Annotated in this window: 11 protein-coding genes and 3 pseudogenes; 7 read left to right on the forward strand and 7 right to left on the reverse strand. The window is 68.9% G+C overall.

Features of this window, described 5'->3' with window-relative positions; translation table 11 throughout:
• Positions 1-411 precede the first annotated feature (411 nt).
• The 3 genes and pseudogenes from ACZ6R6_RS46880 to ACZ6R6_RS46890 all read left to right on the forward strand — a co-directional run.
• Positions 412-486: pseudogene (locus tag ACZ6R6_RS46880) on the forward strand (hypothetical protein); the annotation flags it as partial.
• A gap of 18 nt (positions 487-504) precedes the next feature.
• Positions 505-963, forward strand: coding sequence for an EF-hand domain-containing protein (locus ACZ6R6_RS46885; protein ID WP_470103791.1), 459 nt, complete (start codon positions 505-507; stop codon positions 961-963).
• Between the two features lie 479 nt (positions 964-1,442).
• On the forward strand, positions 1,443-3,755 hold the full coding sequence (locus ACZ6R6_RS46890) for a molybdopterin-dependent oxidoreductase (RefSeq protein ID WP_470103751.1): 2,313 nt from the start codon (positions 1,443-1,445) through the stop codon (positions 3,753-3,755).
• A 646-nt stretch (positions 3,756-4,401) separates the two neighbouring features.
• Here the strand turns inward: ACZ6R6_RS46890 and ACZ6R6_RS46895 are convergent.
• A complete protein-coding gene (locus ACZ6R6_RS46895) occupies positions 4,402-5,655 on the reverse strand; it encodes a hypothetical protein (protein ID WP_470103753.1) in 1,254 nt (417 codons plus the stop codon).
• A gap of 262 nt (positions 5,656-5,917) precedes the next feature.
• Between ACZ6R6_RS46895 and ACZ6R6_RS46900 the strand changes: the two genes are divergently transcribed.
• The gene (locus ACZ6R6_RS46900) at positions 5,918-7,003 is read left to right on the forward strand and encodes a site-specific integrase (RefSeq protein WP_470103754.1); all 1,086 of its coding nucleotides are present in this window, start codon (positions 5,918-5,920) and stop codon (positions 7,001-7,003) included.
• 164 nt (positions 7,004-7,167) lie between these two features.
• Here ACZ6R6_RS46900 and ACZ6R6_RS46905 read toward each other — a convergent pair whose 3' ends face one another.
• On the reverse strand, positions 7,168-7,344 hold the full coding sequence (locus ACZ6R6_RS46905) for a hypothetical protein (protein WP_470103755.1): 177 nt from the start codon (positions 7,342-7,344) through the stop codon (positions 7,168-7,170).
• A gap of 347 nt (positions 7,345-7,691) precedes the next feature.
• Here ACZ6R6_RS46905 and ACZ6R6_RS46910 point away from each other — a divergent pair.
• Together ACZ6R6_RS46910 and ACZ6R6_RS46915 are read left to right on the forward strand one after the other, a co-directional pair.
• Positions 7,692-7,826: pseudogene (locus tag ACZ6R6_RS46910) on the forward strand (zinc finger domain-containing protein); the annotation flags it as partial.
• Positions 7,827-7,920: 94 nt separating this feature from the next.
• Entirely contained in the window at positions 7,921-8,526 is a 606-nt protein-coding gene (locus ACZ6R6_RS46915) for a recombinase family protein (RefSeq protein WP_470103793.1), read from the forward strand.
• 186 nt (positions 8,527-8,712) lie between these two features.
• Here the strand turns inward: ACZ6R6_RS46915 and ACZ6R6_RS46920 are convergent, their stop codons facing one another.
• The gene (locus tag ACZ6R6_RS46920; protein ID WP_470103757.1) at positions 8,713-10,341 is read right to left on the reverse strand and encodes an ABC-F family ATP-binding cassette domain-containing protein; all 1,629 of its coding nucleotides are present in this window, start codon (positions 10,339-10,341) and stop codon (positions 8,713-8,715) included.
• 158 nt (positions 10,342-10,499) lie between these two features.
• Here ACZ6R6_RS46920 and ACZ6R6_RS46925 point away from each other — a divergent pair, with 158 nt between their 5' ends.
• A complete protein-coding gene (locus ACZ6R6_RS46925) occupies positions 10,500-11,207 on the forward strand; it encodes a TetR/AcrR family transcriptional regulator (protein WP_470103759.1) in 708 nt (235 codons plus the stop codon).
• A 353-nt stretch (positions 11,208-11,560) separates the two neighbouring features.
• Here ACZ6R6_RS46925 and ACZ6R6_RS46930 read toward each other — a convergent pair.
• The 4 genes and pseudogenes from ACZ6R6_RS46930 to ACZ6R6_RS46945 all read right to left on the reverse strand — a co-directional run.
• Positions 11,561-11,653 (reverse strand): annotated as a pseudogene (locus ACZ6R6_RS46930) (hypothetical protein); the annotation flags it as partial.
• Positions 11,644-11,919, reverse strand: a complete 276-nt coding sequence (locus ACZ6R6_RS46935; RefSeq protein WP_470103760.1) for a hypothetical protein — start codon at positions 11,917-11,919, stop codon at positions 11,644-11,646. The pseudogene ACZ6R6_RS46930 and the gene ACZ6R6_RS46935, both read right to left, overlap by 10 nt.
• Entirely contained in the window at positions 11,894-12,352 is a 459-nt protein-coding gene (locus ACZ6R6_RS46940) for a hypothetical protein (protein ID WP_470103762.1), read from the reverse strand. Before ACZ6R6_RS46940 ends, ACZ6R6_RS46935 begins: the two co-directional genes overlap by 26 nt.
• Positions 12,349-12,705 carry a hypothetical protein gene (locus ACZ6R6_RS46945; RefSeq protein ID WP_470103764.1) on the reverse strand — a complete coding sequence of 119 codons (357 nt, stop codon included), beginning with the start codon at positions 12,703-12,705 and terminating at the stop codon, positions 12,349-12,351. The genes ACZ6R6_RS46940 and ACZ6R6_RS46945 overlap by 4 nt, the downstream gene beginning before the upstream one ends.
• Positions 12,706-12,727 lie beyond the last annotated feature (22 nt).

Raw genomic sequence — 12,727 nt, forward strand, 5'->3', positions numbered from 1 at the left:
CCAGGCCAGCCATCCATGCCTGAAGGTCCTCGGCGGTCACCACGCTCGACATACGGTCAGACTAAGGCATCACAATATGTTGTTGTAGTACTAGGAGCCCATAGCCCAGGTGTGGTCGTCCGGAAGCGGTGCGGCCGCATGGCCTTTCCCGGTCGTGCTCCTCGACGGGGTACGGGGTGCCCCACCGGCTGTGCGGTCGACGACGACCGCGCCTGCGTGCTTGCGCCGGCCCCGGGCCCGGCCGCGCTGGAGGCGCCGCGGGAGCGGGAGGCCGTGGTCGGGGCCGGCGGTTATTCGTCCTCCGCCCGCAGGTGGTCCAGGACCGCGCCGAGCGGCAGCTCGGCGACCAGGGTGGCCGACACCGCGACGCGATGTTGACTTAAAGTGATGGAATAGATACTTTACGTTTCCATGACTGTGCTTCAAGACCTCAAATACCGGCAGTGGTTCCGGGGCGCTGACGTCGACGGGGACGGATTCATCACTCAGCGGGACGTCCGGCTGATGAGCGAGCGTTACATCGCCGCTCGTGGCGCCGCAGCGGACGCCGCGACCGCACATCGGCTTACCGAGGGGATGGACGCGTTCTGGTCGAATGTGATCGCGCCGATGGATCAGGATGGCGATGGGAAGGTCGATCTGCGGGAGATGACCGAAGGGTTTCGGCGGGTCCTGACCGATCCTGCGCTGTACCCGCAGCAGATCGAGCGGGTGACCGACTGCTTTCTCGACCTCAGTGATCTCGATGCGGACGACAAGATCGACCAGGTGGAGTTCCGGCAGATCTTCGCGTCGGTCGCCGACGTTTCCAGCGAGGACTGCGCAGCGGTCTTCGCCGCGCTGGACCTGGACGGCTCGGGCAGGTTGGACCGCGCCGAGTTCCACAAGGCGGTCGCGGAGTTCTTCTACGGCGACGACCCCGATGCCCCCGCCAACCACCTGTTCGGCAGGCTCGCCGAGTGACAGCACGCGCCCGCCGCACTGGCAGGGGTGCCGGTTCACGATCGCGCCAAAGGGCCGCGATTCGGCGGGAGGGATGTGCGCCGGAGGCGACTGGTCGGGTGGGGCGCTCCGGGGCAGGGGCGGAATGAGGGACGGGCGGGACGTGGAGGGCGGCCCCCTGGGGCGGAACGCCGGCAAGGTCATGGCCCGAGCTCGAATTCATTCGGGAGCCCCGACCTCTACCTGTGCGCGAAGGGGCTATCCGCCGATAGACGTTGCTGCGGGAGCGCTCTTGAGCGTCGACTTCACGCGCGTATAGTGCGAAGACAGGGTGTATCCAGGATCCCGGTATCTACTTCACAAGCCCTCCAACAGCCAATCATGATCTTTCCTCGCGAATCGCGGCAGCGTGAGCGACCGGGCCTCTTCGCAGCACCTCACCGCAACGTAGGCAACCGCTGTCTGCGATCAGCGGAAAACTTCGGAGACGGAGTCGATGCATGGTGGAGCAGCGCATGTCGGTTGCGACGCACTGGGGTAGTTACATCGCCGTAGTCGATTCCGGCCGGTTGGTGCGCATCGAGCCGAGGCACGATGATCCCAGCCCATCGCCTATCGGCCCCGGAATGGTGGCGGCCGCCGACGACAGCGCTCGCGTGCTACGCCCCGCGGTGCGCAAGGGCTGGCTGAACGGCGAGCCGCGCGCCCACGACACGGCCAGAGGCAGGGACGCCTTCGTGGAGGTGAGCTGGGACCACGCGATCACTTTGGTGAGTGATGAACTCCGTCGCGTTCGTTCCCAGCACGGGGACAGCGCGGTGTTCGGCGGATCCTACGGCTGGGCGAGCGCGGGCAGGTTCCACCACGCGCAGGGTCAACTGCACCGGTTTCTGGCGCTGGGCGGCGGATACACCGACTCTCGCAACACCTACAGCACCGCGGCTCTGGAGGTCATCCTCCCCCATGTGATCGGCGGCCATCCATGGAGCTACCAGTCCCGGATGCCGATGTGGGACGAGATAGCCGACAGCTGCGAGCTGGTGGTGGCGTTCGGAGGGCTGGCCCTGAAGAACAGCCAGATCAACCCTGGTGGGCTGGCCAGACACCAGACGCTGAACCTGCAACGCCGGTGTCGTGAGGCTGGGGTGCGGTTCGTGAACATCAGCCCCATCCGCAGCGACACCGCCGACTTCCTCGACGCCGAGTGGCTGCCCGTCATCCCCAACACCGACACCGCCGCGATGCTCGGCGTCGCCCACACGATGCTGGTCAACGGGTGGCACGATGAGGACTTCCTTCGCCGGTGCTGCGTCGGGTTCGACCGCTTCGCCTCCTACCTGGTCGGCGAGCTCGACGGCGTTCGGAAGGACGCCGCCTGGGCGGCGAAGATCACGGGCATCGGTCGCGACGCGATCACCGACCTCGCTCGCCGCCTTACCACCCAACGTTCTCTCATCATGGTCAACTACGCGGTGCAACGGGCAGACCACGGCGAACAGCCGATCTGGATGTCCGTCGTGCTGGCCGCCATGGCGGGCTCGATGGGCCGGGCCGGCTGCGGCTGGGGTGCAGGTTACGCGACGATGGACGCGACCGGCGTCGCCCCAGACCGCGCCTTCGTGGCGACGATACCCGAGGTTCCCAACCCCGTTCCGGGCTTCATCCCTGTGGCGAGGATCGCCGATACCCTGCTGCACCCAGGTAAGATCATCGACTACGACGGCCAACGCCTGACGTTGCCCGACCTTCGCCTGATCTACTGGTGCGGAGGGAACCCGTTCCACCACCACCAAGACCTCCACCGGCTGACCCGCGCCTGGCAAGCCCCCGACACGGTGGTCGTTCACGAAGCCTGGTGGAACGCCACCGCCAAGTTCGCCGACATCGTCCTGCCCGTCGCCACCAGCTTGGAACGCGACGACTTCGCCGCCGGATTTTCAGACCCCCACCTCGTCGCGATGCCGAAAGTCCGCGAGCCGGCGGGCGAGTCGCGTACCGACCACCAGATCTTCGCCGCTTTGGCCTCCCGGCTCGGATACGAGCAGGAGTTCACAGAAGCACGCTCGGAGATCGAATGGGTCCGGCACCTTTACGAGCAGACGAGGGCCAAGCTCGGCGGCGACGCCGCCTTGCCGGGCTTCGAGGACTTCTGGAGAAACACCACCGCAGAGCTACCCGCGCTTATCGGACCGTTTCCCGGCAGTTTCGAAGCCCTCCGCTCAGATCCGCAGCGTTACCCCCTGCTGACACCGTCGGGCCGAATCGAGATCTTCTCCGAGGAGATCGACTCATTCGGCTACGACGACTGCGCCGGCCATCCCAAGTGGTTCGAACCAGTGGAATGGCTCCGCGCCGATCTGTCGGGCCGATTCCCGCTGCACCTGATCTCGAATCAACCCGCCTCACGCCTGCACAGCCAATACGACAACGGCAGCCACAGCCTCAGTTCGAAAATCCGCGGCCGTGAGCCCGTGACGATCAATCCGTCGGACGCCGCGTCACGCGGCATCGAGAACGGCGTGATCGTGCGCATCTACAACGACCGGGGGAGCTGCCTCGCGGGCGCGATCCTCTCCGACGACGTCATGCCGGGCGTCGTCCAACTGTCCACCGGGGCGTGGTGGGATCCGGTTCAGCCAGGCACGAGCGGAACGCTGGATCGTCACAGCAACCCGAACGTTCTCACGGCAGACCGGCCCTGCTCGCGCCTGTCACAAGGACCGAGTGCTCACAGCGCGCTGGTCGACATCGAGCGTTATGACGCCCCCGTGCCCGACGTGCTCGCCTACTCACCACCCAGCCTCGAACAGTGACACACAGCTTCCCCGCCCGACCTGCGATGGGTCTTCGGCATAGCAGAATGTCGGACCGCGTTTAGAAGAGGAGAAGACGGGAGTTCGCTAACCTGCGGGAACCGCGTTAACACCGGATTCCGTTGCAGGAGTGCTGACCCCGATCGACCGCCTGCATGACGCCCAGATGCCCGACCCGGACCGTAAGATCGGCATCCTTCGTCCCGCACGACGCCCGGCACACCTTCGCCTCCGCGCTGTCGCAAGCCGCCGGCCACAACCGCGCCGAGTTTGAACGCCAACTCGGCCACGCCCATGACCTGTTACCTGCGCATGCACACCAACCCGCCCGACGACATTGCCGCCGGCTATCTCGAGGATCTGTGATTCGCGGGATTTCCCTTACGGTACCGCTGTTGCCCTCTGACCTGCACTAACGCAATCGCGTTTACCGGGTGACAGCAGTCTTACAGACACCCCAGGACGGGATCACAGACGGTATCGCCTCGGCACCTCGGGAGCTACTGTGGTGATTGCGGGTCCGGCACAGGGCGGTCGGCTACACCACCGCGGCACGGGATTCCGTTCCTGCCCCTGGCCGTCAACACCGTGCTTGACGGGCGAATCGGTCCACGCTGACCTGCGGCGATACCGGCTGGGCAGGGCTTCATCGGTTCTGTCCGGGCTCTGCGGCGCCGGGTGCGGAGCGCGCCCGCAGCCGTCCGATCTCGGCTCGCAGCTCCCCCACTTCGGCCTGCAGGGCGGCGTGGCGGGCCTTGAGGTCCTCCCGCTGGCGGCGTAGTTCGGCGAGCAGGTCCTGGTCGGCCTCGTGCAGTGTCTGGACCCGGATCAGCTCGGTGGCGCGGGCCTCGGCCTGCTGCCGGGCGGCCTCCAGCTCGGCGCGCAGGTGCTGGGTCTGCTCGTCGTGGCGCTGGCGCACCCGCTCGAGGTCGGCGTGGGTGGCCAAGGCCTCCTCGCGTGCTGTGGTGGCGTCGGCAGTAGCGGTGGCCAGTTGCAGCGCCAGGGCCGCGGCCCGGTCGCTGTGCTCGCCCAGCTGGGTCCGCAGCCGGGCGCTGGTGTGCTGCGCGGTCTGCAGCTGGCGGCCGCGTTCGGCGAGCTCGTCGTCCAGTGCCGTGCGGGCGGCCTGCAGCTCGCGGTTTTCGGTGCGTAGCGCGCGCAGCTGGGTGGCCTGGTCGGCGGCCACCGCCGCGGCGTGCTCGGTGGCCCTCTTGGCGTCGCCGAGCTTTTCGCCGAGTTCGAGCACTTCGGCGCGGGTCTTTTCCCCGATACGTTCCAGGTCGGCACGGGCGGTGTCCTCGCGCTCCTCGGCCAGTCGCCGGGCCTGCTCGGCCTCGCGCATCCGCCGCTCGGCACTGATGCGGGCGCGCTCGGCGGCCGCGGCCTGCTCGCGGGCGATCGCGGCGTCCGCACGCTCCTCGGCAGCTTCGGCTTCGGCGGCGCTGATCCGGGCCAGCGCGCCGCTCTCGGCCAGGTCGACCTTTTCGGCGAAGCGGTCGACGAGCGTGCGCAGGGCCTCCTGCAGCGGGCGTGCTTCGGTCAGGATCGCACCGGATTCGGTCACCGCGGCGGTCACCGCGGTGAGTTGTTCTTTGCGCCGCGCGCGGGAGGCGGCGGTTTTGCAGGCGTCGCTGCAGTACTGGCGGGGCCGGCGGCCGGTGGAGCGCGGCAGCGGCTGGCCGTCCCAGGCACATCGGCCGTGCGGGGCCGCCGCATCGGCGGCGGGCGACGGGAGCGGTCCGGCCGCCATCCCCGGCCCGCCGTCGGAGCGGCCGGTGGCGCCGGGCGGGTCGTCGTCGAGCGGCACCGCGGGCGGGTCGGCCGGGTGACCCGGTTCCGAGCCGAGGCCGAAAGCGGCGTTTTTCGGGTCATCCGCGGGGCGGGGTGATGCGTTGTCAGCCACCCAAGCACTCTATCAAAACGTGTCTGCATGACACGATAAAAAATCGAAGCGTCACGTTACGACATAGCGCCGATGCGTGCGTGCCGGGCAGGCTTGCGATAACTTTGCTTATCGCAAGCCTGGCAGCGCAGAAATAGAACCAATGATCCTATGAATTAAAAGGAGTGGCCGGATGCACCGAGAGCGCCCAGACGACGGTAACGGCACGACGCCGGGCCTTGATGTCGGTGCCGGGGTAGATGCCTCCCCCGAGGAGCCGAGCTTGTCTGGAACCACGCTCGCCCGGCGCGCACCGGCCGACAGCGCGGCACGTATGGGCGATGCGGTCGTTTTGGACGGGGTGACGGTCGTCGGAGAGCGGCGCTCGGCCGACGAGTACGTGACCGAGGAAGCGGCGCGGCTGATCGCGGCGGCTCCGGCGGCCAACACCACCCGCGCCTACGCCCGCGTCTGGGCCGACTACCTGTCCTGGTGCACGGCCACCGGCCGCACCCCGCTGCCGGCCACCGCCGCCACCCTGGCCTCCTTCGTCGCCGAGCTGGCCGGCCGCGGCCTGGCCCCGGCCAGCATCGACCAGGCGCTGGCCTGTGTGTCGTCCGCGCACGGCAAGGCGGGCCTGGCCAGACCGCACACCACCGCCGCCCGCGACGCGTTGCGCGCCTACCGCCGCACCTGGAGCACCAAGCCGGGCCGCACGGTGCGCAAGGCCCCGCCGATCACCATCGACATCCTGCGCAGCCTCGTCGAGCACACCCCCGACGACACCCCGACCGGCATCCGGGACCGGGCCGCGCTGGTGCTCGGCTTCGCGCTGATGGGCCGGCGCAGCGAACTCGCCGCCCTCGACTGCGAGCACCTCACCTTCCCACGCCAGGGACTGGAGGTGTTCGTCCCCGTCAGCAAAACCGACCAGGACGCCGCCGGGCAGACCGTCGCGGTCCCCTACGGCTCGCACCTGTCCACCTGCCCGGTCCGCTCGGTGCAGACCTGGCTGGCCGTGCTGCGCGAGCACGACATCACCACCGGGGCGCTGCTGCGGCCCATCGACCGCTTCGGCCGCATCGGCGGCACCCCCGGCTGGGCCGGCCGCGGTGGACTACGACTGTCGGGCGTCACGCTGAACACCATCGTCAAGGACGCCGCGCTGCGCGCCGGTCTGGCCGACGCCGAGCGCTACAGCGCACACGGGCTACGCGCCGGCGGCGCCACCACCCTGGCCGACGCGAACGTGCCCACCGGAAAAATCGCCGAACAGGGCCGGTGGAAGCCCACCTCCCCCACCGTGCACGGCTACGTCCGCGCCGTCGACCGCTGGAAGGACAACCCCATGGGCAGAGCCGGGCTGTAACCAGGCGCTGACTCGAGGAGGCATGGGACTCCTGCGCCGACGTCTCGTCCATAGCCGGCTCGCCCGGCCTGCGCGCCATGCTCACCGCGCTGGACCGCACCACCCCGGTCGGCCGGCGCGACGCCGTGCTGCCGCTGCTCGGTTCCGCGACCGCCGCCCGCGAATCAAAGCTCGTCGCCCTGGGCCTGGAGCAGGTCATCCCGCACCCCCGGGGCATGGAGCTGCGGCAGCGCGCCGTGAAATACGGCCGCCACGCCGTCACCTGCTTGGTACGCCTTCCCCGCCTGGGCCCGCGCCCTGGCCGAGCACGGCCGCACCGGCGGCCTGGTCTTCGTCCGCATCGACCAGCACGGTCATCTCGGCGTCGCCGTGACCCGGCACGGCCGCCCCATCGGCGGCCCCGCCGGGTGCCTGACCGTCCGGGCCGTCGACCCGATCATCGCCGCCCGTCGCGGCCCTCCGCTCGGGTCGGTGTCATAGGCCGCAAAGTAGCTCTCTGTAATCACGTTCACGGAGCGTGTTTTTCGGGGCCGTTCGAGATCGTTTCATAAGTGACCACCTATGAAACACGGCATAACGGCAGAGCGCGTCCAGGGCGGTCACTGTTTCATAGGTCGATGCAAACGGGTAGTCACGTGAAACACTCCTATGAAACGACCTCGGGGTGCGCGACGACGACTACCTCCACGTGGAGGCCCACGACTGCCCGATGACCTCCTGCGCCGCCCCCGCCGGCTCGCCCTGCCGCACCGGCCGGGGCAAGGTGGCCGTCCAGTATCACACCGCCCGCTTCCGGCTCGTGCCCGCGCTCGCCAAGACGCTCAACGTCCCGACCCCGGCCATCCGCAAGCCAGGCACGGCCTGGGTCCAGCTGCCCCGCCCGGCCGCGGCCGACGCCGACCCGGCCGGGCGCGCGGATCGGTCACGCTCGCGCCTCCACCGTCCGCCAGTCCCTGGACACCCAGCTCGACGCACTCAAGGCCGCCGGCGTCACCCGCGTCTTCGCCGAGAAGATCTCCACCCGTGCCACCATCCGCCCCGAGCTCGACAAGGCCGTCACCCTGGCCCGGGAACTGCGCGCGGCCGGGGTAGCGGTCACCCTCGTGGTGCACGAGCACAAACGCCTCGGCCGCGGCCTCGATCTGGCCGCCCTGGCCGAGCAACTGCACGCCGCCGGCATCGCCCTGGAGTTCCTCACCGGCGACCTGCAGGGCTCCCACGCCCCTTCGGGCGTGGTGTTCACCGTGCTCGCGGCCCTGTCCGAGATGGAACGCGAGTACATCCGCGAGCGCACCTTGGAAGGCCACGAATTCGCCCGCGCCCGCGGCAAACACATCGGCGGCGCCGCCGTCACCGACGAGAACATGCTGTCCATGGCTTTGCACCTGCGCGGCCAGAACCTCAGCCTGCGCGACATCGCCGCCCGGCTCGTCATCACCAGCGGCGCGAAAAAGGGCCGCCACCCCTCGGCCGCGACCGTCCTGCGCATGCTGCGCGACCACGACCAGCAGGGCGCGACCTGACCGGCCAGGGCCTACCGCAGGCGGATCGCCTCGGCAGCGCGGCAGCACACCGGTAGGCCGGGTTCCCACCGGCGTCCAACCCCTTCACCAGGCGGTCATCGGTCCCCACGATCTCCCACTCGCCAGGGGTGACCATGCCCACCACCAGCCCCGGCAGCCATGGCCACGACGTTTTGTCCTTATCGTTCAGCGGGCACGCTCGACGCGGGCTTCGTCCCATACCGGTTCGTCGCTCTCGTAGACGGTTCCGTCGGCGCCGAAGATGAGAAAGCGGTCGAAGTCGGCGGCGAACCAGCGGTCATGGGTCACCGCCAACACGGTGCCGGCGAAGGACGCGAGGCCCTGTTGCAGGGCCTCGGCGCTGGCCAGGTCGAGGTTGTCGGTGGGTTCGTCGAGCAGCAGCAGCGTCGCACCCGACAGTTCCAGCAGCAGGATCTGCAGCCGGGCCTGCTGCCCGCCAGACAGGGTCTCGAACCGCTGATTAGCGGCTGGTGCGAGTTCGTAGCGGGCAAGCGCGGCCATTGCTTCGTTCAGCGTGAGAGCATGCCCGGCCATCACCAGCTCAGCGAGGGAGCGGCCGTGCAGTTCGGGCCTGGCGTGGGTCTGCACGAAGTGGCCGGGCACGACCCGGGCACCCAGCCGTACAGAACCGCTGTGGCGTACCGAGGGGACCGCGCCGTCCGCCGCTTCGGCCAGCAGTCGGAGGAAATGAGATTTGCCCGAACCGTTGGAGCCGAGGACGCCCACGCGTTCGCCGTACCAGATCTCGGCGTCGACGGGCCGCATCAGACCGGTGAGTTCCAGGGCTTCGCAGATGATGGCGCGTTTGCCGGTCCGGCCGCCGCGCAGCCGCATCCGGACGTTCTGCCGTTTGGGCGGGCGCTCGGGCGGGCCTGCCTCCTCGAACCGTGCCAGCCGCGTGCGGGCGGCCCGGTAGGCGGAGGCAACGGCATCGTTGTTGGCCGCTGTCTGCCGGAGGGTCTGCACCAGGCGCCTGAGCTTGGCGTGTTCCTCGTCCCAGCGGCGGCGCCGTTCCTCCAGCCGGTCGATGCGGTTCTGGCGGCCCTGAGCGTAGGTGGCGAAGCCCGCGCCGTGGACCCAGACGCCGCGCGCTTCCACGGTCACGATGCGGTCCGTGGCGTTGGCCAGCAACTGCCGGTCATGGGAGACCAGCAGCACGGTCTTGGAGGTAGCGCGCAGCTGATCTTCCAGCCATAGCTTGGCGGGCACGTCGAGGTAGTTGTCCGGCTCGTCCAGCAGCAGGACCTGATCCGGTCCGCGCAACAGGGCCTCCAAGACGATGCGTTTTTGCTCGCCGCCCGACAGGGTGATCACCGGGCGTTCCCGGACCGCGTCGTAGGGCAGGCCCAAGGCCGCTGTCGCGCAGGTGTCCCACACCACCTCCATGTCGTAGCCGCCAGCGTCGGCGTAGTCGCTGATCGCATGCGCATAGGCCAGTTGCGTCGTCTCATTGTCGTATTCCGCCAGCGCCGACTGCGCCCGGTCCAGGTTCGCGGCGGTGGCGCGGACCTGGTCTGGGGCCACTGACAACAGCAGATCATGCAAGGTCCGGTCGTCTCGGACGCTGCCGATGAACTGCCGCATCACCCCCAACCCACCTGAGCAGGCCACCCGGCCGTCGTCCGGTTGCAGATCTCCGGCGATCAGTCGCAGCAGGGTGGTCTTGCCCGCGCCGTTCGGCCCCACCAGCCCGGCCTTGACACCGTCACCGATGCGAAACGAGACCTCGTGAAGAAGCAGTCGCCCGTCCGGCAGCACGTAGGTGAGCCGGTCCACCTCGACATGTCCCGCCACCGTGTTCCTCCCTGCCGGTCGACTGCCTTCTGACCAAGGATTGGACCGTTGTTCGAGTACTAGATCAGTGATCCAGTGCTCGATCACCATACTAGACTCGGCTTTGCGACGACGAGGAGGGCGGATTGGGAGCGAGACACTCAGGATCGGCAGGAGACGTGTGGCTGCGGCCGCCCGCGCGGGCGGCGCGTGAAGCGCCGCCGCTCAGCCGCGACCGGATCGTGGACGAGGCCATAGCCCTCCTGGATGAGGAAGGCGCCGACCGGCTGACCATGCGGCGGCTCGCCGAGCGCCTTGGCACCGGCTCCACAACGCTGTACTGGCACGTGAAAACCAAGGATGACGTCCTTGACCTCGCCCTCGACACGATCTTCGCAGCGGTTGAGATCCCGAGCGAAGGCAGCAAGGACTGGCGTGCCGACATCACCGCGCTGATCAGCGGATGGCGTGCCGTCCTGCTGGAACATCCCTGGTCGACGGCGCTGCTCGGCCGTCCGATGCTAGGCCCCAATGTGCTCGCCCGCAGCGAGTTCCTGTATGCCACCCTCGTGGAGGCCGGGGTCACCGAGCCCCACCTGACCGCTGCGGCGTACGGCTTGTCCAACTACGTCATCGGTTCTGCGCTCATGCAGGCAACCTGGACGGCCCGGGAGGAGCAAGGCGCGCGACAAGCCGCTCAGGAGCACTTCCGCGCCAACTGTGACCGGTACCCCGTCCTCGCCACCCACGGCCCCCTCGCCGAGAACAGCGACTGGGACACCAGCTTCACCTTCGGCCTTACCTGGCTCCTCGACGGCATCCAAACCAGCGCGGTCAGCACCCACAGTGCCGGCGGCGCCGCCAACGAGGCATCCACGGAGTTGTAAATCAAGCCCGCCCGGTGAGGCGGCGGGATCAACGCGCAGCGCCGCCATGCGGATGCGTCGGTCTCGAATCGCTGAACCTGTCCCGCCTCTTCCTCGGAGTCGACCGCGCCCGGGACACGCAGCTCCGAGCGCGAGCAAGGCGGCGCCAACAAGCGCCTCCTGGACACGCCGGGAGCGGAGCAGGTTCTCCAGCCGGCCGCACGCCACCGGGCCGAGTCGGGTGGCATCCCCGCCCTGTCAGGCGGGCTGAAGGGGAGGCCGTCCAACTCCAGGTGGCGGCTCATGTCGAGCTCGAAGCGCCCGTACAGGTCGAGATGGGTCCAGAACAGAGCCGAAAGGCCCCGCCGATCGGCCGGACTCAGCCGTTTTCGCCAGGCCGGATCCCGCAGCACGATCTGGATCAGATGCGTGTCGAGGTAGGTGATGGCGGCGGCGATCAGGTGCAGCGCTGCAAGTCGGCGATGAACGTCGCCGGGTCGCGGGGCTTCGAGAGTGCCTCGTAATGCACGTCACGGTTGTCGTCGAAGTCGGCCGGCAGGTCGGCCGCGGGGTTGCGCCAGATCTCGCCGCCCTCCCCCCAAATCTCCCGCCGGCGGATCGCCTTGCGCAGCGCCACCAGCACGCACAGCTCATAAGGGATGCGCTCGATCCGGCCGCGTTCGTCGACCACCGCCTCCTGCCAGTCTTCAGGCACCACATGCTCGATCGGCACAGTCTCGGAGCGATCGTAGAAGACGCCCTCGGAGTCGGCGTAGCGGTCCAGCAACTTCAGGGCGTCCATCACCGGCTGGAGGGTGTTGTTGCAATGGAAGGCCAGCGCGCAGCAGCTTGGGCAGACCGCGCCGGTAGTGGCGCGAGTAGGAGCCGCGCAGCTTGATCCGCACCCGCTGGTTGAATGCCTTCTCGTTCGCCTTGGCCTCGGCCACGATGTCGGCCAGCGTGCCGGCGCCGACCACCGGGTAGATCGCCGTGCGGACAAGCTCCTCGGGCAGGTCCAGGGCCGCCTGGGCGAGGCGGGCCAAGATGCCGTGCTTGCCCTGCACCCGCCGGAACTCGCTGCTGATCTCGTTCTCGACCTTCTTCTCGGCCCGCACGCTGGTTTTGTGCACGAGCTGGATCAGCAGTTCCACCAGGCCGTCGATCATCTCCGCCTTGCGCACCCAGCACAACGCCGCCAGCAAGTCAGCCGGATCGGCTCGGGTGCGGCGGCGAAGTCGGACGGGTACATGCGCATCGCCCGTGCCCGCCACGCCTCCACGACCTTCTCCGACACTTCCTCGAACAGGTGCTCCGGCAGGCCGATCGCCTTGACCCGCTCCAGCTTGACGATCTCGGCCAGGAGCGTCTCCAGCTGCAGCGGCCCCGGGTCCTCCTTCAGCTCCTGCAGGAAGCTGCGCGCTCTGGCGGCCCCAGCCTCGCCCTCGCCGTCCGGGTCGGGGTCGGGAACCGCGATCAAATCTTCGAGCGCGGCCACCGCCGAGACCGGCCACCGCCGCATCGTGGTCGTGGTGAGCTCCCGC

Source organism: Streptosporangium sp. NPDC048886 (genome assembly GCF_055586905.1).